We start from the raw sequence: 19,715 nt of genomic DNA, 5'->3' as shown, positions 1-19,715 counted from the left end.
TACCAACCATGTTTTTTAACAGAGCATCGGTTTCGCTACCAATCGCGTTAGCCATGATCTGCTATTTCCAAATATAATTTTGCCCTGAAAATAATATTGGCAAATCATAAGCTTATGTCAAGCTAACAAAGTAGAATTAGTCAGCACATCCATAGTGCTGAAATATTTCATTATTGCTCCAAGGTGGAAATGTTTATGGATCTGCAACGGCTAAGTAGCTTGGCTTGGAATCACGCTCTGAGTTCGTTCGGCGAGGAAGTATATCTTAAAACTGGCCTAGATTTGACAAAGCCCGTGTCTTTCTCCGCGCTCGTCAATGAGCGATGCAACGCGAAATGCCTTTACTGCGACTACTGGCGGCTCAAAGAATACAATGAGATGAGCATCGACGAGTGGAAGCGTGCTCTCCTCAGTATAAAGGACTTCGTAGGCAACTATTCCATCAGTTTTAGTGGGGGAGAGCCATTTATCAAGGTTGGTTTCATGGATCTTCTTCTCTGGTGTGCCGAGAATAATATCTCTTCGGGCGTGACGACTAACGGCTCGGCCTTGACCCTGCGCAATGCGGAAAAGGTTGTTGCGGCGCGTCCGTTCAATGTCAACGTTTCGGTGGACGCACCAATCGCAGAAGTACACGATTATCTGCGGGGGTCTCCTGGCTTGTTCGACCGACTCAGCGCAGGTATTAGAAATCTAGTCCAAGAGCGTGAACGCCAGGGCGCTAAATTTCCAATCATTATCAAACCGACTGTTAATGCGAAGAACTTCAGATATCTTCCTGAGATGGTGGATTGGACGAAGAAGATTGGCGCGAGCTGCGTGTACCCGCAGCCGATGAATAAGTGGACACAGGAGACGACCGACGATTTGTGGATAGAGGAAAGGGATCTACCGGAACTTGAGAATGTCATCGATCATCTAGTCGAGATGGCGGGCAGTGGCGAACCCATCCTCACGCCACCGAAAATTCTTAAGCTGATCCCCGACCATTTCAGAGAAAAAAAGGCACCTAGGGACACTCTGCCTTGCCGCGTTGGTGCTCGGAATTTTTTCATTCGTCCTACGGGAAGCGTCGAATTGTGTCACCATGGATTCGCCTCGGTTGGAAATCTGCGCGATCAGTCCGCTCGGGATATCTGGTACGGCCAAAAGGCCCAAGAAGTGCGGCGGCAGACCGTGCAATGCGAGCAACTCTGTTTGGTGACGTGCCTCTCTCAGAAGACCCTCAAGGACAAATTCACTATGGGCAAGCGTCTCCTCCGGTCTCGTGGTGGTTAGCATCTGAAGCCTACACAGCCGCCTTCAGGCGCCCGAGTTCGCCGAAGGCCTGCTGAAGCGCCTCGATAGAGAGCTTCGCGCGTAGCGCGAAGGGTTTGAGTTTGTGGACCCGCTTGAGGCATTCGAGCTTGAAGACGGCGTAGATCGATTAGGAAAACGTGATTGTACTGTGTCCGCACCGTCCGTCGGTGATTTGGCGAGGGCTGCGTTGGACTTGAGCGATTGGTATTGCTCCTCGATACCCCATCACGAAAACCGCTATAGAGGCGTTTTTGACAACCCCAAACTCCCCTTCCGTGATCTCGGCGACCGACTGGGTCCTACTCAACAAACACGCCTGAAATCCATGTTGCGCGGCAAACTCGGCCAGACAACCGTCAGGCTGGTTTCGTTATCGACTGTGCGATCGAGAAACCTGGCGCGCGCGGGTTCGTCATTTGGTTTTATGGCGCTGAATCCGGTGCGCTGTCCGTTGAAGGAGTGGCTTGGCTTGAATGTCGAATGGTGCTGAAGGCATACTGCACCACTGCGCCGATTGAGAATAACCATAATGTCCGGGCAACTTGATGAGGCGGCGCCCTCGGCGATCTCAACCTCGAAGGATTCCGTCTCTCGCCTCGGAACTGACGGTGGACGAGGGGGCTTCGTCGAGAGCCGATATCGAGTGTCACTGAACTTTAGGTCCGGCCGTGGTGAAGCGTGTCGGGCATTTCCACTCAAAAATACAGCGTTTGGTGTGCAATCCGATGGGAATACAGATGAAAATCGCGTCCGCCGCTTCCCTGCTCGCCCTCGTTGTTCTGGCATTGCCGAGCACGGCCGACGAGATTGCCCAGAGGCTGGCCGGCGAGGAGGTTGGCGAATCCTTCGTGGTTCAGCAGGCGCAGGGCGCGCCCACGATCTCGCTGGGCGGCACGGTCGTCCCCTATAAAGAGGTGACCCTGGCGGCCCAGCTTCCTGGACGAGTGACCTTTATCGTGGGCCGCGAGGGAGATTCCTTCGAGGAAAGCAAGCTGCTGGTGGCCATCGGCGACGAGGAACTGCTGGCCAACCGGCGCGCGCTGCTGGCGCAGATGGCGAGCGCGGATGCTCAACTGCGCAACGCCGGCGTCCAGTACAGCCGTGAAATTCATTCGCCACAGTCGCGCAATGCGCCTGGCGGCATGGGGTTGCCGAATCTGTTCGATCAGATGTTCACGCGTCCGGTCGAGGGTTTCGTCGGCGACCGCGATCGCGGCGCGGAGCGTTCCGCCGACTTGTTTTCGTCCGGAACCCAGATCCAGGAGGCGCAGAACGCCTTGTTGAGATTGCAGGCGGAGTTGCAGGCGCTGGATGCGAAGATCCGCGATGCCCGCAGTATCGCGCCGTTCACGGGGGTGATCGTCAAAAAATTCGTCGAGGTGGGCGACACGGTGCAGCCGGGTCAGCCGTTGCTGAACTTCGCCGATGTCGAGTATCTTCAGGTCGAGGTCGATATCCCCGCCAGACTGCGCCCTGGTTTGAAGGAAGGGCAGATGGTTCAGGCCGAACTCGATCCCTCCAGTCGACGGGTACCGGTGCGGGTCGCGCAGATTTACCCCATGGCCGATCCGCAGCGTCACACCATCAAGATCAAATTCGATCTACCCCAAGGGGTCTCCGAGCCGGGCATGTACGCCAAGTTGCTGGTACCTGACCTCAGCGCCCCGACCCGTGCCAATCCGGTGATTCCAGCCAGCGCCGTCCGCTATAACGGCAGTCTGCCGGGGGTCTATGTCCTCAATGATCGCGGCGCTCCGCAATTGCGGTTGATCCGGGTCGGGGAGGAACTGAGCGGCGGTTTGATCACCGTCTTGAGCGGTCTGAAGGCGGGCGAGCGGGTGCTCGTCAATCCGGGGCCACAGGTCACCGCGGGTTGGGCCAGGGGTTCCGCCGCGGATCGCTAGGAACCCGCGCCCGTCCCTTGGATTTCATGCCGCGGTCGCGCGGCGAAGGCCCGGATAACCTGGATTCGATATGCGCCAAGACAACATTTCTCCATCGCCACACGACAATCCGCATCCGTCGACACCTTCGACCGCGCTCAACATGGATGACGACTATCTAGGCATCGCCGGGCGGACCGCCAAGTTTTTCATCCGCTCGCCCCTGTCGCCGCTGTTTTATGTCGCCATGCTCATGATGGGCATGCTGGGTCTGCTCATGACGCCACGTCAGGAAGACCCGCAGATCTCGGTGCCCATGATCGACATCATGGTGCAATATCCGGGCGCCTCCTCCCAGCAGGTGGCGAATCTCGCGACCCAGCCGCTCGAACGGATCATGAGCGAAATTCCTGGCGTCAAACATGTCTACTCCGCCTCGCAGCGCGGTCAGGGCATCGTCACCATCGAGTTCGACGTTGGCGAGAAAATGGGGCCGTCGCTCGTCAAGGTGAACGACAAGCTGTCCTCGAACATGGACAAGATTCCGCCGGGGGTCATGCCGCCGCTGGTCAAGAGCAAGGGCATCGACGACGTGCCCATCGTCACCTTGACACTCTGGTCCAAGGATCTGGACGGCGATGGAGCACCCGATGTCGACGATGGTCAATTGCGTCTGCTGGCCCAGGACATGCTTCAGGCCATCAAGCAGGTCAAGAACACGGGTAACGCCTTCATCGTCGGCGGGCGCCGGGAGCAGGTCACCATCGATGTCTCTCCCGAGCGTCTGTCCGGGTATCAGATTAGTCTCGATCAGGTGGCTCAGACGCTGAAAAGCGCCAATGCCGAAACCACGGCGGGCGGCGTCGAGGCGAGCGGCTCGCATTTCATGGTGACGACTGGCGCCTTTTTGACCGGTGTCGAGGACATCAGCCGGCTGGTGGTCGGCACCTTTAACGGGATGCCCGTCTATCTGCGCGATGTGGCCGATGTCAAGCTGGGGCCCGAGGATGCGTCCCAACTGGTGGCCTATTACACCGGGCCGGCGGCGGACAGCGAGACGCGGGCCGATGGCCGTCCCGCCGTCACCATCGCGATCGCGAAGAAGGAACTGACCAATGGCGTGACCGTGGCGCAGGCCATCCTCGATCAGATGGAGGGTCTCAAGGGTTCCCGGATTCCGGACAATGTCGAGGTCAGCGTCACCCGCAACTATGGCGAATCCGCCGATCAGAAGGTCTCGGAACTCATCCTCAAGTTGATCAAGGCGACCTCCTTCGTGGTGGTCCTGGTGCTGTTGGCGTTCCGCGCGCTGCGCCCGGCCATCGTCGTCATGCTGGTGATTCCGGTCGTGCTCTTCATGACGGTGTTCGTGGCGTGGGTGGGCAATTTCACCATCGACCGCGTCAGCCTGTTCGCGCTCATCTTCTCCATCGGCATCCTGGTCGACGATGCCATCGTCGTCATCGAGAATATCTATCGGCGCTGGCTCGAAGAGGGCCATACCGACGAGGACACGGCGGTCGACGCGGTGCGCGAGGTCGGCAATCCGACCATCCTGGCGACCTTCACCGTGATCGCGGCGCTGCTTCCCATGGGATTTGTGAGCGGCATGATGGGGCCCTATATGGCGCCCATCCCGGTGCTGGGTTCGGTGGCGATGTTCATCTCGCTGTTCGCCGCCTTCGTGTTCACGCCCTATCTGGCGATCTCCAACTGGCTGCGTCCTTCGATGAGGTATCTGAAGGCCGCCGAGAAGCGCGAACACAAGGGCGCGGAACGCATGGAGCGGTTTTTCCGGCGTGTCCTCACGCCGCTGATCGAGGATCGCCGGAAGCGTCGGACGTTTCGTCTGGTGCTCTGGGGTTCCTTTCTCTTCGCCTGCTCGTTTTTCTATTTCCAGTGGGTGGCGGTCAAGATGATGCCGCTCGACAACAAGCCGGAATTTTCGGTTGTGATCGACATGCCGGAGGGCACCGCGCTGCCGGTCACCACCAATCTGGCCCGCCGCATGGCCGACAAGCTGCAATCGCTGCCCGAGGTCATCGCTATTCAACTCTATGCCGGTACCGCGCGCCCGTTCGATTTCAACGGCATGGTCCGGCATTACTATCTGCGCGCGGATCCCTGGAACGGCGAATTGCAGGTGCAACTCACCGATAAGCATGACCGCGAGCGCACCAGTCATGAAATCGCCACCGAAGCGCGCGACCTGCTGGCCAATCTGGCACAGAGCGCGGGCGCCAGGATCGCGGTGGTCGAAATGCCGCCGGGTCCGCCGGTCCTCCAGTCCGTGGTGGCCGAGATCCATGGGCCGACGCCGGAGATGCGCAGACAATTCGCACGCGATGTCACCGGCTTTTTCGAGCAGGCCGAGAGTGCCCGCGATGTGGATAATTATCTGCGCGACGCCTTCGACTACTGGCGTTTCGATGTCGATACCGAAAAGGCGGTGCGGCGCGGGATTTCGGTCGACACCATCAACCGCAATCTGTCCATGGCGCTGGGCGGCGCGCCCATGGGCGATATCAAGCAGCAGGCCGGGCGGCAGAGCGGTCATGAGCCGATCCAGATCGTGCTCCAGGTGCCGCTGGCCGAGCGTTCGCAGATTCAGCGCCTGGGCGACCTGCCGATTCAGTCGAGCCAGGGGCAGACCGTCCCGCTGAGCGAGCTGGGACAATTCCAGCGAACGGCGGAGGAGGATCTGATTTTCCATAAGGATCTGCGCCCGGTCGAATATGTCGTCGCCGACGTGGGCGGACGACTGGCGGCCCCGGTCTACGCCATGTTCCAAATCCAGGATCTGCTGGCGGCACAGAATTACACCGCCCCGGATGGCAGCAAGCCCGCCGAGGGCGGCGGTTTTGGCGATGCCTTCTTCTGGCTGGGTCCGCCTCCGGACAGTAACCGCATGTCCTGGGAGTGGGCGGGCGAGTGGACCGTCACCTACGAAACCTTCCGCGACATGGGCGCGGCCTTTGCCGTGGCGCTGGTGCTGATCTATATCCTGGTGGTGTGGGAGTTCGGCAATTTCCGCATCCCGCTGGTCATCATGGCGCCGATTCCCCTGACCCTGCTCGGGATCATCCCGGCCCATTCGCTGATGTTCGCGATGGGCATGGGCGGCGAGTTTACGGCGACTTCCATGATCGGCTGGATCGCGCTGGCCGGCATCATCGTGCGTAACTCGATCCTGCTGGTGGATTTCGCGATTCACGAGATCCAGAAGGGCGTGGCGGTGGACGAGGCCATGATTCGGGCCTGCAAGATCCGCACGCGGCCGATCCTCATCACCGCGTTTGCGCTGGTGGCGGGTTCGAGTGTCATCATCACGGATCCGATTTTCCAGGGGATGGCGATCTCGCTCCTGTCCGGGGTTCTGGTCTCGACCGTCCTGACCCTGGTCGTGATCCCGCTCGGTTGCGTGGCGGCGAGCAAGGATATGTGCGAGGTGGCTGCCGCCAGCGCGCCGCCCGGCGCCATGCTTCCCTGCCGTCATGACATTGCGCCGGGTCAGGTCACCCCGACGCGACCGAAGCGAGATGGCCGGTCCAGCCGCCTGCTCGGTCAGGTCGTCGAAGTATTCGTGCTGGTGTTCTATGCCATCCGCGGAATCTTTCTGCTGCTGTTCGAGGCGGTGAAGAGTCGTCTGCCGTCGGGCAAGGGTGCCGGGTCGTCGCGCCCCTCTTCCGGTTCGACGGCCGGTGCTCCAACCCGGCGCGAACCGGAAACCAGAGCGGAGATCGTGACGGAGGTGGCCGAATTGCCGCCAATGGCCTCAACGCCGACGGATCGGGCCGCAACATCAACAGAGACAACACGCAAAAAGGTCGCGACTCCCCGGAAGACCGTGGCCAAAAAAGCAGCGGCTTCGCGCAAGGGAGCCGACCCGGACGCGAAACCGAAACCGGCGGCATCGACCCAGAAAAAATCGCCGCGACGGGGTATTCGTTTAAAAATCGAGGATGACACGGATCCGGATCAGCGGTAGTGAGCGATGTTGATCGCGCTCATCCCGATCCGGATCGACGCGATGCGGATTGGACCGCCGCTTCGTCCCACGGGACGAGCTTGACAACCGATGACGCGCCCCTTGCCGACCAAGATGGAGCCGGTGTGTGACCCGAGAGGGATTGAAGGCGAAGTCATGAAGCGCAAGCTGTTCAAGGCCGGAGTAGTGGCCGTCGGGTTGTTGGTTGCCTGGGGTGTATATGCTCAACCAGACTCCGACCGCCGCTGGAATCGGTCGGGAGACAATGATCGCCAGGTCTGGGGGGCGCCGTCAGTCGACCGGGATACCTGGTCGGATCGAGAGACGGACTGGAACCGCAGCGATGCCGCCGGCCAAACCGAACGCGGTTGGTCCAACGATGGAGAGCACGGCGACGGTTCGGGCGATCCCGGCGTGCCGTTCGATCCCTGGGGGCAATCGGGCGGCCGGTATGAATTTCGCCAAGAGGGTGTGACCGATGACGTGCGGGGGGGGCTTCCAGGTGAGACATCGGGAGCCGACGATCCGGTCTATCGCTTCCGTGGGGATTCCTGGTCTGGGCAGGGCGATGGGCAACCCTCTGATGGTGAAGCTCAATATCGATTCAGGCCGCTCTCGGAGCCTGAGCAGGCACGCAAGGGACAAATGCCGGAGTTTCGGCCGCTAGAGCCCCGACCAGGGACGAGTCGTCAACCCGGTTTGTACGACTCCATGAGAGCGCCGGATCGTCGCGAGTCCGTCGAGCCGGACGCCTGGTTTGAACGCTAGTGCAACTGCACGAAAGTCCCAGGACCGTCCCAGGACCGTCCCAGGTCGTTGTCGTTGTCGTGATCGCGGTCTCGACATGGCGAATATTCGATGACGACAACGACAGCGACAACGAGGAGGCCCCGGTCTCGGAACTTGGGCAGCGAAGCACTAGCGTTTGGCGCCATCGCGAGCGAGCGCGCCATGCGCCTCGACGTCGCGCGCTGGACTTGCCGAGGTTTGCAGAAGGAAGGGACTGAAACATCCGATCAGCACGATCAACGATCAACGATCACGAGCAGGGGGACAGATATGATGAAAATTCAGCAATACATGCGGGTCGCGGCGATCCTTGGATCTGTCCTGGCGATCACGGCTCAAGCGGAGATTGCCGGCGTTCAGTTCTCGGCCGAGATGGTCAGCCGTGGGCCGGATGCCTCTCCGTCGACGGGCAAGATGTATGTCGGCGATGGGCGGATCCGCATCGAGATGACGCAGGAAGGTCGCGAAATCGTGCGGATCAACGACCAAAATCGCCGGATCGAGTGGATTCTCTTTCCCGACCAGAAAAACTATCTGGAACGCTCCGCTCCCGAGGGCGACGTCGCTCCGGCGCCCCTGCCGACGCCATCCGCGGAAACCAATCCCTGCGAGGGCCTGCAAGGGGTGAATTGTCGCCGTGCCGGGGAAGAGGAGGTTGCCGGTCGCGCCGCGGTCAAGTGGGAGATGACCGTCACGCACGAGGGCAAGACCCTCACCGGCGCTCAGTGGATCGACGTTCAGCGTGGACTGCCGCTGAAATATCTCATGCCGAACGGCCAATCCATGGAACTGCACATGCTTGGCACCGAGACCATCGACGGGCGCGGGGTCGAAAAATGGGAAATGACCACCGTCATCCCCAATCAGCAGCCGATTCGAACCTTCCAGTGGTACGATCCAGAGCTAAAACTCTCGGTGCGCGAGGAGTTTCCCGGCGGCCATGTGCGCGAGCTCGACAAGATTCAGATCGGCGCGCAGCCGGACGATCTCTTTAACGTGCCCGCGGGTTATACGCGCCTGGAGATGCCGCCGGTGGAGCCGGGGCAATAAGCGGGTTGGACAGTCACGGGACGAAAACTCCCAGGGTCGGCACTCCGATGGATCCGTTGTCATGATTACGATTGTCGGCAGTCTGAAAGGCGGTTCGGGCAAAAGCACCCTGACCTTCAATCTCGCGGTTTGGCTCGCGATGGCGGAGGTCAAGGTCATGCTGGCGGATGTGGATCCGCAGGCCACCTTGTCCGACGTCGTCGGGGTGCGCAGGGAGGAAGGCTTCGCGCCGCCGCTGCGGGTATTCGATCAAGCGGTCTTGACGGAGGATCGCCTGCGGGACGCGGACGAGACCCTGATCGATGTCGGCACCTCGGACATGGAGAGCATGCGCCTGGCCTTGTCACTCTGCGATCGGGTGGTGGTGCCGGTGCCGCCTTCCCAGGCAGATCTCTGGTCGACTCAGCGTTACATCCAACTCATTGCGAGCGTGCAACGCGAAACGCCTCTGGACATCATTGGTTTCATCAATCGGGGGGATACCCACCACGCGGTTCAGGAGACCAACGAAACCGCCGCCGCCCTGGTGTCATTGCCTGGAATCCGCTTTATCAAACCGCGCCTGTCCCAGCGGACCGTCTTTCGCCGCTCCTTTAGCGAGGGACTGGCGGTCTTTGAACTCGATTCGCGCGGCAAGGCCGCGCGCGAGTTCATGGGCCTGGCGGCGGCTCTTTATCCGAATCTCGTCAGCTAGGCGGCTTCATGAATACTGAAATCCCAACGGGCGATCCGTTGTCTAAAGGGGCATCCGATCTGGATACCATGGATTCCGATGCAACCGATTCCAGGCTGAATGCGTTTGCCATCGACCGGCTCTCCCAAGCGTTCGAGACCAGCGCCAAGCGCTGGGAACTCATCGTCTATCCGAGCCTGTTCGCCTTCATCATTCTGGCGGCCTATGGCTTTTATCTGATTTTCAGTCTCGCCAAGGACGTGCATTATCTGTCCATCAGCGTCGATACCAACATGACGGTGATGGCGAGCAACATGCAGTCGGTCTCCGACAACATGGCCCAGATGAGCCGGAATGTCCGTGCCATGGCGGTCAGCGTCGATTCCATGGCGCGCGATGTCAATACGCTGGAACCCATGCTGACCAGCATCCAGAACATGGATCGCTCGATGCAGAACATGACCCTTGCCACCACCTCCATGCGCGACGACATGGCGGTCATGAATCAAAGTATCAGCCGCCCCGCGCAATTCATGAACCGCTTCATGCCCTGGTAGCGTCAGTTGCCCCGCGATCGCGATCCTCCGTCGCGAAGCGCCGGGGTCAGCGTGCGTTGCGTAGCCTCGGCAATTCTCCGTTTGAGCCTGACCGTTTCGCCTTCTCTCCCGGCAAGGAAGGTAAGGGCGGCATGAAGCTGTTGGCCTGAATGGCGCTACCAAACCGCCGGCGCGAATTCCGCCGGGTTGCGCACCTCGACCTGTTCGCCGTTCTGGCAGAGCACATAGAGGCCCTGAGCCATCGCATACTCGGCCACGGTCTCCGTCACCACCATCCCCGCCACCGCGCCCATGACCCGATGATGCTTGTAGAGCGGCAACACCCGCTTGAGCTTTTCCAACCGCGCAACATGCGCGTCCACCTGCTCGACCGTCAGCTTGCTTTTGCATTCCACCCCGACCAAGGCGCCATCGTTGACGACCAGCAGATCGATTTCCAGCGCCTCCCCGTTGCGCTTGGCCGACACGCCCGGATAGACCGCATGCACCTCGATGCCCTGGGCGCGGAACAGCCGCACGACGGCGGGCGCGACCAGGTGCTCGACGAACTCGCCCAGCCGATTCCCCAACTCGCCGAGGTTTTTCGACACTTGTTTAACGATCCGGTTGGTTTCCTGAAACTGGCGATCGGTTTCCCGCCGGCTTTCTTTCATGAAGCGTTCGGTTTCCTGAAACCGGCGCTCGGTTTCTTGAAATTGGCGCTCGGTTTCTTGCGATCTTTCCTTGATCAAGCGGTCGGTTTCGGCAAACAATCGCCACACGTCTTCCAGGGTTGGATTGGCCAGGCTCATGGTGTTCCTCGCGGTGTGCGTCGTGGATGGTGCGGATGCCCTGCCGCCAGTCTAGGGATCGCTTCGCGCGTCGTCCATCGTACTGGTGGCCGATGGCTTTTATCTGATTTTCAGTCTCGCCAAGGACGTGCATGATTTGTCCATCAGCGTCGATTCCATGGCGCGCGCGAACGAGCGCGAAACCCAAACCCGACGGTTGGAACCGCATCCTGCCAAGCTTAAGCAAAAAGTCATGCCATCGAAATCCAAGGAATGGATTATTTTTTGGGGACAGTCATCGCTGATCCGAGGCCAAGCGTTCGACGGCAAGCCGATAAGCCACGTTGTCTTCACGCTTGGCCACCGCCATCACCATAACGATCAGTACATCGTCCTTCACGCGATAGACGAGACGCCAACCTTGTTTTCGCAGCTTAATTTTGTAGCAGCCCCGCAAGCTGCCATGTAACTCTGAACCTGGTACGTGCGGCTGCGCCAGACGTTTCTTGATCGCTTGACGAAGCGGTTCCTTGACGCTGCCATCGAGCGCCTCCCATTCGGCGAGTGCCTGCGGCACAAACTTGAGCCGATACCGGGTAGAAGCTTCCTGATCGATGTCAGATTTTGTCAATGTCGACCTCGATGGCGTCGTCTTCATACGCAAGACGGTGACGCACCAGTTCCACCAGATCGCGGTCGACCAGATCTTCTACCATGGCCGCGAAGAGCTTTGGCGTGATCATGTAGAAGGCCGGACGGTTGTGATTCAGCACAGCCACGGGCTTCTCACCGGCGGTACGCAGCACCTGCGCCGGGTTGCGTTTGAATTCGGACATGCTGATGGAGTAATCGGCGTAGATTGTGTCCATGGTCGGCTCCTGGATAGTATTGGCTACAAATATAGTGCCAAATAAGGCGCTTTTTCAATCGAGGAATGAAAGGGGCCAGCAAGGTCGCTAGCGGTTCGATGGGTTTCGTGACCGGCGAGCGTCACTGCCCAGTCTTCAGCGTCGTGCCGCAGTCACTCTACCCATCCACGCTGGCTACATCGTGCAGCGCGCGGCGTCAAGACCGTTGGTTCGCCGAGCGCTTTCCAGAGGATCGGCTGTTGTTCCAGGTGGGGGCCTATTCCGAGTGCTATGATCCGCCGGGCGAACTGCCGGCATTGCTGGCGCTTAAGCCCTTGACGGCGAATCGGCGCGGGGCGCGTTATGGCGTTCCGGTGCGGTTGGAGGGGGCCTGTCTGGCGCGTCTGCTCGCCGCCGGGCGCTCGGCGCTGGTGGTCCGGCAGGGGGAGGGCGTCTGGACCGGGGTGCGGGAGCGGCAGATCGCGTGGCGTGTGGCGCCTCCCGGAGCCTTGCGCGGTTCAGAGTCCAGGGTCGCCGTCGCGCCATCACGCGCGCTCATGCGCTGAGGCGGTCGGCTTCCTCGGCCTGACCGCCGAGGGGTCATTCTCAGGATGTCCTGGTGGGCTGAAAATCAGACAACGCAGGCGAACAGTGAAGGGAAAAATGTCGAGCGATGCTGGTCTGGATCACGAGACCGTGCGGCTGATCGTCGCCATCTCCTCGCGCGCGCTCTTCGATCTGAGCGAATCGCACCGTCTTTTCGAGACGCAGGGGGTCGACGCTTATCGCGAGTACCAGGTGGCCCATGAGGGCGACATCCTGGAGCCGGGCGTAGCCTTTCCGCTGGTCAAGAAACTGATGAGCCTCAATGCGACCTTGGGCGAGCGCGGGCGCGTGGAAGTGATTCTGCTCTCGCGCAACAGTTCGGACACCGGTCTGCGGGTGCTGACCTCGGCCCACCATCATGGGCTCGATATCGCCCGCGCGGCCTTCACGGGCGGGGCGAGTCCTTACCGCTATGTCGCCGCCTTTGGCGCGCATCTGTTTTTATCCGCAGACCCGCTGGATGTGCGACTGGCACTGGATGCCGGCTGTGCCGCGGCCACGGTGCTGCCGTCCTCGCCGCCGACCGCCGAACATGAGGATGAGCGGGTCCGTATCGCCTTCGACGGCGATGCCGTCCTTTTTTCGGACGAGGCGGAGCGCGTCTATCGACAGGAGGGGCTCGCGGTCTTCAACGCGAGCGAGTCGGCGGCGGCTCACGAGCCATTGCCCGGCGGTCCCTTCAAGGGCTTGCTGGTGGCGATTCATCAGCTCCAGGCACTGTTCCCGCCGGATGACTCGCCCCTGAGAACCGCGCTAGTGACCTCGCGCGGCGCGCCCTCGCATGAGCGGGTGATCCGTACCCTGCGCGCCTGGGGCATTCGCATCGACGAGGCGCTTTTTCTCGGGGGACTCGGCAAGGCGCGCTTCCTGACGGCCTTCGATGCCGATATTTTCTTCGACGATCAGTCCGTGCATTGCGACGCCGCGCGTTTGCATGTGGCGACCGGACATGTCCCGCACGGCGTTGCGAACGATTAGGCGATCAGGGCAGGATCTCGATCGGCGTGCCATCGGCGGTCAATGACCAGATCTCGTCGATCGCCGGGTTGGAGACGGCGATACAGCCGAACGTCCAGTCGCCTTCTCTTGGCCTTCCTCCGGCGTGCGCATTCGGTTGCCCGTGGATCATGATCATGCCGCCCGGGCGGCCCCCCCGGGTGTGTGCCCGCAGGCGATCTCGCGCATTGGGATAGGAGAGATGGAGCGATTTGCGGTAGCTGCTGCGCGGATTGCGCCGCTCCAGGACGTAGCGCCCCTCGGGAGTACGGCCGTCGCCTTCCAGCCGCTTGGGGCCTTCCGGGCGGAAGCCGAGTGCGATTGGATAGGTGCGTAGCGGCTGATCGCCGCGCATGAGATAGAGACGGCGCTCGGCCTTTTTCACGACTACGCGATCAGCCATGCTGGGATTTGGCGGCCGAAATTCCGGCGGTTTGTTTGCCGTGGATTGCGGAAGGTCGAAGGTGGGAAGGAAGGACATCGCCGGCGCGGTGGGCGCCAGCAGGATGGCGAGCAGAAACGCCGTCAACAAAACGTGCCGCGTTCCCATGCGATCCCCGCGTTGACTCAGATTCGTCGTCCCCAGACCGCGTGCACCGGGTCCGAGTGGGGTAGCCGATCGGCATATTTGTCGTCCGGCGGGCGGGGCAATCCGCGCATCGACCAGGTTTCGAGATCCTGAAACAGGCAGGATTCCAGGAAATAGTCGAGCACCAGACCGGGTCGCTCGAATTCGTGGAGCGCTGGCCAGAGCTGGATGGTCTTGGGCGGGAACCAGCGGTTCGAGAAACTGACGATGAAGATTCCGCCAGGGCACAAAACTCGGGCGATGTCCCGGAAGACCGCCAGGGGCTGTGTCAGATATTCCACCGAGGCGGTGCAGATGACGGCATCGAAGGCGTGATCCTCGCAGGGAACCCTCGGCTCCGCGTTGAGATCATGGACCAGGCGTTGGTGGAGCAGCGGGTTTGCGGCAAGTTCGTCGGCGTTCATCCCAAGTCCGGTGACCGGACCGGTCTCCAGCGTGCCGGGAAGGTGCGAATGCCAACTCGACAGCAGATCCAGGATGCTGTCTCCGCCGGCGATCAGACGGCCATGGAGCGCGCTGATTTGACCGATGGCGGTACGGTCGAGATGATCGACAAAACGCGGCTGTTGGTAGAAGGCCGCATCAGGCCCGGAATCCTGACGCCGGAACGGCTGGCCCGACCAGAAATCGGTGGGCAGATCGCGCCAGCGTGCCTGCATCCCCGGACCGCCGCCGGTGATCAGATCCGCCACCTCATTGCAGCGACCGCCGTGTTCCACAACCTGATTGGCAATGTCTTCGATGCTGAGATCCAGACGCAGCGGATACGCGGCCAGCGGGTGGTTGAGGTCGATCCGCAGTTGCTCCGGTCTGGTGTCGACGACCCGAAACGGTTGCCGATCGGCGATCGCGCCAGGGTCCGGTAAGCGGGCGAATTGGCCTGGATAAAAACGCCCGAGGCGCGGTTCGGCATCTTCCGGCGCCAGACGGGAGCGGTCGAAATGACGAGGTTCGAGCGAGATTAGCCGCTCTTCTCGAAAAGGCGTCGTCAGAACGCCGGGATCGAATGCATGACTGCTCCGATCGCCACCGGATCCGCCAGCGATGGCCGCGTCGAGTTCAGGCGGGAAGACATCCCGCCAGGAATTCAGCCGGGCGAGCAGGAGCGCGTCGTTGTGAAGCGCATGGCGACTCTTCCACTGAAGATTGAAGACGATCCGGGCAATGGCCATTGCGTTTGGGGTCGGTTAGGCGATGCCCCTCGTTCAGCTCCGATAGATACGCAGTTTTTCGCCCTGTTTCAGACGATTGTCGGTGATCCGGTTCCAGCGCCGGAGTTCCGTGACGGTTACGCCATAGCGGCGGGCGATGGTCTCGATGGAGTCGCCCTTGCGCACCCAGTGGGTGACAAGGTTCTGATCTTCCTGTTTGGGGATGCGCAGGGTCTGACCCGGCAGCAGCGGTTCGCGCGGCGACAGGCCATTCCAGTCGGCAAGATTGTCTCGCGCGATCCCATGTCGCAGCGCGATCGATGTCAGGGTCTCGCCGTTTTTGACCTGATGGACCTTGTCGTCCACGAGATTAACGTTCGCGACGGCGGGCTCCCTCTGACGGAGACGGACGGCGGTTCGCGAGGAATCGGCGGCCCCCACCGTCATCGGCATCACCCTGACCACGTTCGCCGAGGACGGTTTGAGTTTGGCGCCGGTTCCGGCGGGAACCATGAGTTGGGCGATGTTTTGCCCCAGCGATTTCGATTTGATCTCGGGATTCAGGCGCTGGATCTCGGCGAAGTCCACGCCGGCGGCGATCGCGACCTTGACCAGATTCATGGGCGTGCTGGTCAGCAGCATCTCGGTGCGGGGGCGATCGGCGATCACGGGCAGTCGCTGCCCGTATTTGCGCGAATCGGCGACCAGCCGGGCCGTGGCGAGGATCTGCGGGACGTATTGCTTGGTCTCGTTCGGCAGGTTCAAGGACCAGAAATCGGTGGGTTTGCCGTTGCGACGGTTGGCCTCAAGAGCGGCCTCGACCCGTCCGGGACCGCAATTGTAGGCGGCCATGGCCAGCTCCCAATCGCCATCGAAGCGTCGGCTGAGCTGATCCAGATAGTCCATGGCGGCGCGCGTCGAGGCGACGACATCGCGCCGCTCGTCGTATCCGTTATCCATGCGCAGCCCCATCTCGCGGGCGGTGTAGGGCATGAACTGCCACATGCCGCCGGCGGCCTTGGGCGAGGTCGCGGCGGGGTTATAGCGGCTTTCGACATGGGGCAGCAGCGCCAGCTCCATGGGGAACCCGCGTCGCTCGATCTCGGCGACGATGGTCGGCAGATAGGGCGTCGCCTGTTGCGACATTTTTTCCAGATAGCGGGGATCGCGGCGGAACCGTTCGAGCGTGGAATCGATGCGGGAGTCGGCGTGCAGATTCATCTGCATACCGGAGCGCACCCGGCTCCAGACATCTCCTGTCGGGAGGCGGTTTGCCACCCTGGATTTGGATTTCCCCGCGACGAGAACATCCTCGGCGGGTCTGACGAAGCCGTATTCGCGGGCGGAGACCATGCCCGAATAGGCGCCATCGAAATTGTTGAAGGCGGTGACGTCGGGTTGCCTGGCACAACCGTTCAGCAGCGGCAAGGCAAGGGCGACGAGCGCACAAGAGGCGCGTCCCAAAAGTCTGGCATCAGGCATTGGAACCCCATTTGAATTTTTAACTGCTTGTTTGAGCGAAATATTATTTTTTATCACGGCACATGATACGCAAAGGACGCGCAGAATTCCAGGCTTGAACGCGGATATCACACATTCGGCCGCACGACAGCGTTCGCGATCATGGGTACCATGTGCACCTCAAAGAGAGGCATCCGCATGACAGTTTCCCAACGCCGGACATCGCCGTTCAAACGGCTCCAGGACTGGTATCGCTCGCCGCTTGGGCGGAAAGTGGCCAGGGCCGAGAGCGAGTGTGTGCAGCGTCTGCTCCATCAGACCTTCGGGTACTATCTGGTGCAGCTTGGTCCAACCGAGATTTTTCGCGAGGCGCTGGACTCAAGCCGCATTCGTCACCGGATCATGCTGCCTCCCGAACAGCCGTCCGGGCAACACGGGATGGAGATCATCGGTCTGGAGAGCCAGCTTCCGCTGGCGACCGATAGTATCGACGCCATCCTGCTGCCGCATACGCTCGACTTCACGGATGACCCACGGGCCGTACTGCGCGAGGTCGAGCGGGTGCTGATCCCCGATGGGCGCGTGATCATCGTGGGCTTCAATGCGTTCAGCGCCTGGGGTCTCTGGGGAGTGCTGTTGAGCGTCAGTGGGCGGATGCCCTGGTGCGGTCGTTTCAGAATGCCTTCGCAAGTCGAGGCGTGGCTTGCCGACGCCGGGTTTGCTATCGAGTTTTGTGAACGCATCCTGTTCTGCCCGCCCTTGCGGAGCGCGCAGGGTGCGCATTGCGCGCCAATCGAGTCGTTGGGACGGCGCTTCTGGCCGGTGCTGAGTGGCGGCTACGTCATCCGGGCGGTCAAGCGGGTCGCCACCCTCACCCCTCTGAAACCATCCTGGAACCGACTGCACGCCCTTTTGCCGGGCAATGCCGTCCGACCGACGACACGGGGTAGAAGTCATGTCTGAGACTGTGCAAGCCTTTACCGACGGCGCCTGTAAGGGGAATCCCGGGCCGGGCGGCTGGGGCGTGCTGCTGCGTTGGGGCGCGGCCGAACAAGAGCTGTGCGGCGGCGAGCGCGAGACGACCAATAACCGCATGGAGCTGATGGCGGTGATCGTCGCGCTGGAGTCGTTACAAAAGCCAACCCGGATCGAGATCACCACCGACTCGCAGTACGTCAAGCGCGGGGTCGGCGAGTGGATGCCTAATTGGAAGCGCAACGGCTGGCGCACCGCCAACCGCCAGCCGGTCAAGAACCGCGATCTCTGGGAACGGCTCGATGCCGCGCTCGGCGGTCACGAGGTCCTCTGGCGGTGGGTCAGGGGCCATACGGGACACGCCGAAAACGAGCGCGCCGATCGCCTGGCCAATCAGGGCGTGCCCGGCGCGGGAGGGCGGAATGCGTCAGGTCGTCCTTGATACCGAGACCACGGGACTGGATCCCAGGGAAGGGCACCGGATCATCGAGATCGGCTGCGTCGAGTTGATCGACCGCCGGCTCACGCGCAACGTGTTTCATCAATATTTGCAACCGGATCGCGAGATCGACGTCGGGGCGGTAAATGTCCACGGCATCACCAACGCCTTTCTCGCCGACAAGCCGCGCTTTGCCGAGGTCGCGGAGGATTTTCTGCGCTATGTCGAGGGCGCGGAGTTGATCATCCACAATGCGCCATTCGATGTGGGCTTTCTCGATCACGAACTGAGGCAATGGCGGGCGGATACGCCAAGTATCCGGGATCTTTGCGAGGTGACCGACACGCTCGCGATGGCGCGCCGGCTCCATCCGGGACAGCGCAACGGGCTGGACGCGCTCTGTAAGCGCTATGCCGTCGATAACTCGCACCGGGATCTGCATGGCGCCCTGCTCGACGCCGAAATACTGGCCGACGTCTATCTCGCGATGACCGGTGGACAAGTCGCGTTCCACCTGGATGTGGATGTCTCCGAAGCGGGGGGGGATCCGCGCACCCGGCATCGCGGTCAGCTCGATCCTGGGCGTGCGCGCCTGCGCGTGGTCCACGCCGATGCTGTCAGTTGTGCCGCGCATGCGGCGCGGCTGGCGGCTATCCAGGCCGCAAGCGCGGACGGTTGTCTTTGGCTGAAGGCGGATTAGGTCTGCTGTTGCTGCTGGCGCCGGCTCTGCCCGGAACCGCCGACCAGGGATTCCAGCGCGGGCAAGTCGAGCAACTGGATATGCTTGCGATCCACGCACATCAGACCGTCTTCCTGGAAGCGCGTGAACAGTCGGCTGACGGTTTCGACCGCGAGTCCCAGATAATTGCCGATCTCGTGGCGCGACATGCTGAGATAGAAATCGGAGGGCGAGAGACCGCGCTTGTGCAGGCGTTGGGACAGGCTTAAAAGAAACGCGGCCAGACGCTCCTCCGCGTTCTTCTTGCCGAGCAGCAGCAGCATGTCGGTATCCTGGCCGATCTCCTTGCTGAGCAGCCGGTACATCTGATGCTGAAGGCTGGGGGTGGTCGCGGTCAGGTCTTCGAGTCTGGTGAAGGGGATTTCGCAGATCGCCGAGGTTTCGAGTACCTTGGCGGAACAGGCGTGGACATCCTTGTCGATGGCATCGAGACCGATGATCTCGCCGGGCAGATGGAAGCCCAGAACCTGCTCGCCGCCCTCGGAACTGGGCGCGAAGGTCTTGACCGACCCGGTCTTGACGACATAGAGCGCCCGGAACCGGTCGCCCTCGCGAAACAGATAATCGCCGCGGTGCAAAGGTCTGGCGCGTTTGACAATCTCGTCGAGACGCTCCACGTCTTCCGGAGACAGCCCCATGGGCAGGCACAACGAGGCCAGCGTGCAGTTCTTGCATGCGACTCGAATGGATTCCAATGAAATGACTTTGAATTGACTCATGGCACCGCCCCCTCGCCATCGGCAGCTCAATTTTGGTCTGCCATTTGATCTGGATCAAGAATAGGTGTTTTGTAACCGCATCGATGACAAATTACAAGGGCAGGGGTTCGTGTACCAATTACGCTACCCTGCTGACTTCGCGGGCGGCGGCGAGCCGATTGAGCCGACGCCGCGATTTTGGTA

At 61.2% G+C, this 19,715-nt stretch carries 19 protein-coding genes; 12 read left to right on the top strand and 7 right to left on the bottom strand.

The window, feature by feature from the left end:
* Positions 1-189 precede the first annotated feature (189 nt).
* The 7 genes from QZY07_RS16630 (at position 190) to QZY07_RS16600 (ending at position 10,239) form a co-directional block, all read left to right on the top strand.
* A complete protein-coding gene (locus QZY07_RS16630) occupies positions 190-1,278 on the top strand; it encodes a radical SAM protein (protein ID WP_363184377.1) in 1,089 nt (362 codons plus the stop codon).
* A gap of 758 nt (positions 1,279-2,036) precedes the next feature.
* Positions 2,037-3,203, top strand: a complete 1,167-nt coding sequence (locus QZY07_RS16625; RefSeq protein WP_295405149.1) for an efflux RND transporter periplasmic adaptor subunit — start codon at positions 2,037-2,039, stop codon at positions 3,201-3,203.
* A gap of 70 nt (positions 3,204-3,273) precedes the next feature.
* Positions 3,274-7,170: an efflux RND transporter permease subunit gene (locus QZY07_RS16620; RefSeq protein ID WP_295405148.1), complete on the top strand. Its 3,897-nt coding sequence runs from the start codon at positions 3,274-3,276 to the stop codon at positions 7,168-7,170.
* Between the two features lie 156 nt (positions 7,171-7,326).
* The gene (locus QZY07_RS16615; RefSeq protein WP_295405145.1) at positions 7,327-7,938 is read left to right on the top strand and encodes a hypothetical protein; all 612 of its coding nucleotides are present in this window, start codon (positions 7,327-7,329) and stop codon (positions 7,936-7,938) included.
* 294 nt (positions 7,939-8,232) lie between these two features.
* Positions 8,233-9,009: a hypothetical protein gene (locus QZY07_RS16610; protein ID WP_295405142.1), complete on the top strand. Its 777-nt coding sequence runs from the start codon at positions 8,233-8,235 to the stop codon at positions 9,007-9,009.
* A 61-nt stretch (positions 9,010-9,070) separates the two neighbouring features.
* Positions 9,071-9,703 (top strand): ParA family protein, encoded by a 633-nt coding sequence (locus tag QZY07_RS16605; protein ID WP_295405139.1) that lies wholly within the window; start codon positions 9,071-9,073, stop codon positions 9,701-9,703.
* Positions 9,704-9,771: 68 nt separating this feature from the next.
* Positions 9,772-10,239 carry a hypothetical protein gene (locus QZY07_RS16600; RefSeq protein ID WP_295405154.1) on the top strand — a complete coding sequence of 156 codons (468 nt, stop codon included), beginning with the start codon at positions 9,772-9,774 and terminating at the stop codon, positions 10,237-10,239.
* A gap of 155 nt (positions 10,240-10,394) precedes the next feature.
* Here the strand turns inward: QZY07_RS16600 and QZY07_RS16595 are convergent, their stop codons facing one another.
* The 3 genes from QZY07_RS16595 to QZY07_RS16585 all read right to left on the bottom strand — a co-directional run bounded on the left by QZY07_RS16595 (position 10,395) and on the right by QZY07_RS16585 (position 11,878).
* Positions 10,395-11,030 (bottom strand): DUF3782 domain-containing protein, encoded by a 636-nt coding sequence (locus QZY07_RS16595; RefSeq protein WP_295405136.1) that lies wholly within the window; start codon positions 11,028-11,030, stop codon positions 10,395-10,397.
* A 274-nt stretch (positions 11,031-11,304) separates the two neighbouring features.
* Positions 11,305-11,640, bottom strand: a complete 336-nt coding sequence (locus QZY07_RS16590) for a type II toxin-antitoxin system RelE/ParE family toxin (protein WP_295405134.1) — start codon at positions 11,638-11,640, stop codon at positions 11,305-11,307.
* Entirely contained in the window at positions 11,627-11,878 is a 252-nt protein-coding gene (locus QZY07_RS16585; protein WP_295405132.1) for a type II toxin-antitoxin system prevent-host-death family antitoxin, read from the bottom strand. The genes QZY07_RS16590 and QZY07_RS16585 overlap by 14 nt, the downstream gene beginning before the upstream one ends.
* Positions 11,879-11,943: 65 nt before the next feature.
* Between QZY07_RS16585 and QZY07_RS16580 the strand changes: the two genes are divergently transcribed.
* Both QZY07_RS16580 and QZY07_RS16575 read left to right on the top strand, forming a co-directional pair.
* Positions 11,944-12,423: a hypothetical protein gene (locus QZY07_RS16580; RefSeq protein WP_295405131.1), complete on the top strand. Its 480-nt coding sequence runs from the start codon at positions 11,944-11,946 to the stop codon at positions 12,421-12,423.
* A 97-nt stretch (positions 12,424-12,520) separates the two neighbouring features.
* Positions 12,521-13,441, top strand: a complete 921-nt coding sequence (locus QZY07_RS16575; protein ID WP_295405128.1) for a 5'-nucleotidase — start codon at positions 12,521-12,523, stop codon at positions 13,439-13,441.
* Positions 13,442-13,445: 4 nt separating this feature from the next.
* Here the strand turns inward: QZY07_RS16575 and QZY07_RS16570 are convergent, their stop codons facing one another.
* Genes QZY07_RS16570 through QZY07_RS16560 form a run of 3 tightly spaced genes read right to left on the bottom strand, consistent with a single transcriptional unit; the run spans position 13,446 to position 16,681 of the window.
* Positions 13,446-14,009, bottom strand: a complete 564-nt coding sequence (locus QZY07_RS16570) for a L,D-transpeptidase family protein (protein ID WP_295405125.1) — start codon at positions 14,007-14,009, stop codon at positions 13,446-13,448.
* Positions 14,010-14,026: 17 nt separating this feature from the next.
* The gene (locus QZY07_RS16565) at positions 14,027-15,220 is read right to left on the bottom strand and encodes a methyltransferase domain-containing protein (RefSeq protein WP_295405123.1); all 1,194 of its coding nucleotides are present in this window, start codon (positions 15,218-15,220) and stop codon (positions 14,027-14,029) included.
* A 33-nt stretch (positions 15,221-15,253) separates the two neighbouring features.
* Positions 15,254-16,681: a LysM peptidoglycan-binding domain-containing protein gene (locus QZY07_RS16560; protein ID WP_295405120.1), complete on the bottom strand. Its 1,428-nt coding sequence runs from the start codon at positions 16,679-16,681 to the stop codon at positions 15,254-15,256.
* Between the two features lie 177 nt (positions 16,682-16,858).
* On the opposite strand from QZY07_RS16560, the gene QZY07_RS16555 reads away from it, so the two are divergent.
* The 3 genes from QZY07_RS16555 to dnaQ are packed head-to-tail and all read left to right on the top strand — an operon-like array spanning position 16,859 to position 18,774.
* A complete protein-coding gene (locus QZY07_RS16555) occupies positions 16,859-17,623 on the top strand; it encodes a methyltransferase domain-containing protein (protein WP_295405117.1) in 765 nt (254 codons plus the stop codon).
* Positions 17,616-18,077, top strand: a complete 462-nt coding sequence (gene rnhA / locus QZY07_RS16550) for a ribonuclease HI (RefSeq protein WP_295405114.1) — start codon at positions 17,616-17,618, stop codon at positions 18,075-18,077. The genes QZY07_RS16555 and rnhA overlap by 8 nt, the downstream gene beginning before the upstream one ends.
* The gene (dnaQ, locus tag QZY07_RS16545) at positions 18,058-18,774 is read left to right on the top strand and encodes a DNA polymerase III subunit epsilon (RefSeq protein ID WP_295405111.1); all 717 of its coding nucleotides are present in this window, start codon (positions 18,058-18,060) and stop codon (positions 18,772-18,774) included. Before rnhA ends, dnaQ begins: the two co-directional genes overlap by 20 nt.
* On the opposite strand, the gene fnr is transcribed toward dnaQ, so the two are convergent.
* Complete coding sequence (fnr, locus tag QZY07_RS16540) at positions 18,771-19,532, bottom strand: fumarate/nitrate reduction transcriptional regulator Fnr (RefSeq protein ID WP_295405108.1); 762 nt, start codon at positions 19,530-19,532, stop codon at positions 18,771-18,773. The genes dnaQ and fnr overlap by 4 nt on opposite strands.
* Positions 19,533-19,715 lie beyond the last annotated feature (183 nt).

Source organism: uncultured Thiocystis sp. (assembly GCF_903866365.1).
Lineage (GTDB): Bacteria > Pseudomonadota > Gammaproteobacteria > Chromatiales > Chromatiaceae > Chromatium.
The sequence above is the reverse complement of the archived record's forward strand: the minus strand, read 5'-3'. Positions and strand labels throughout refer to the sequence as shown.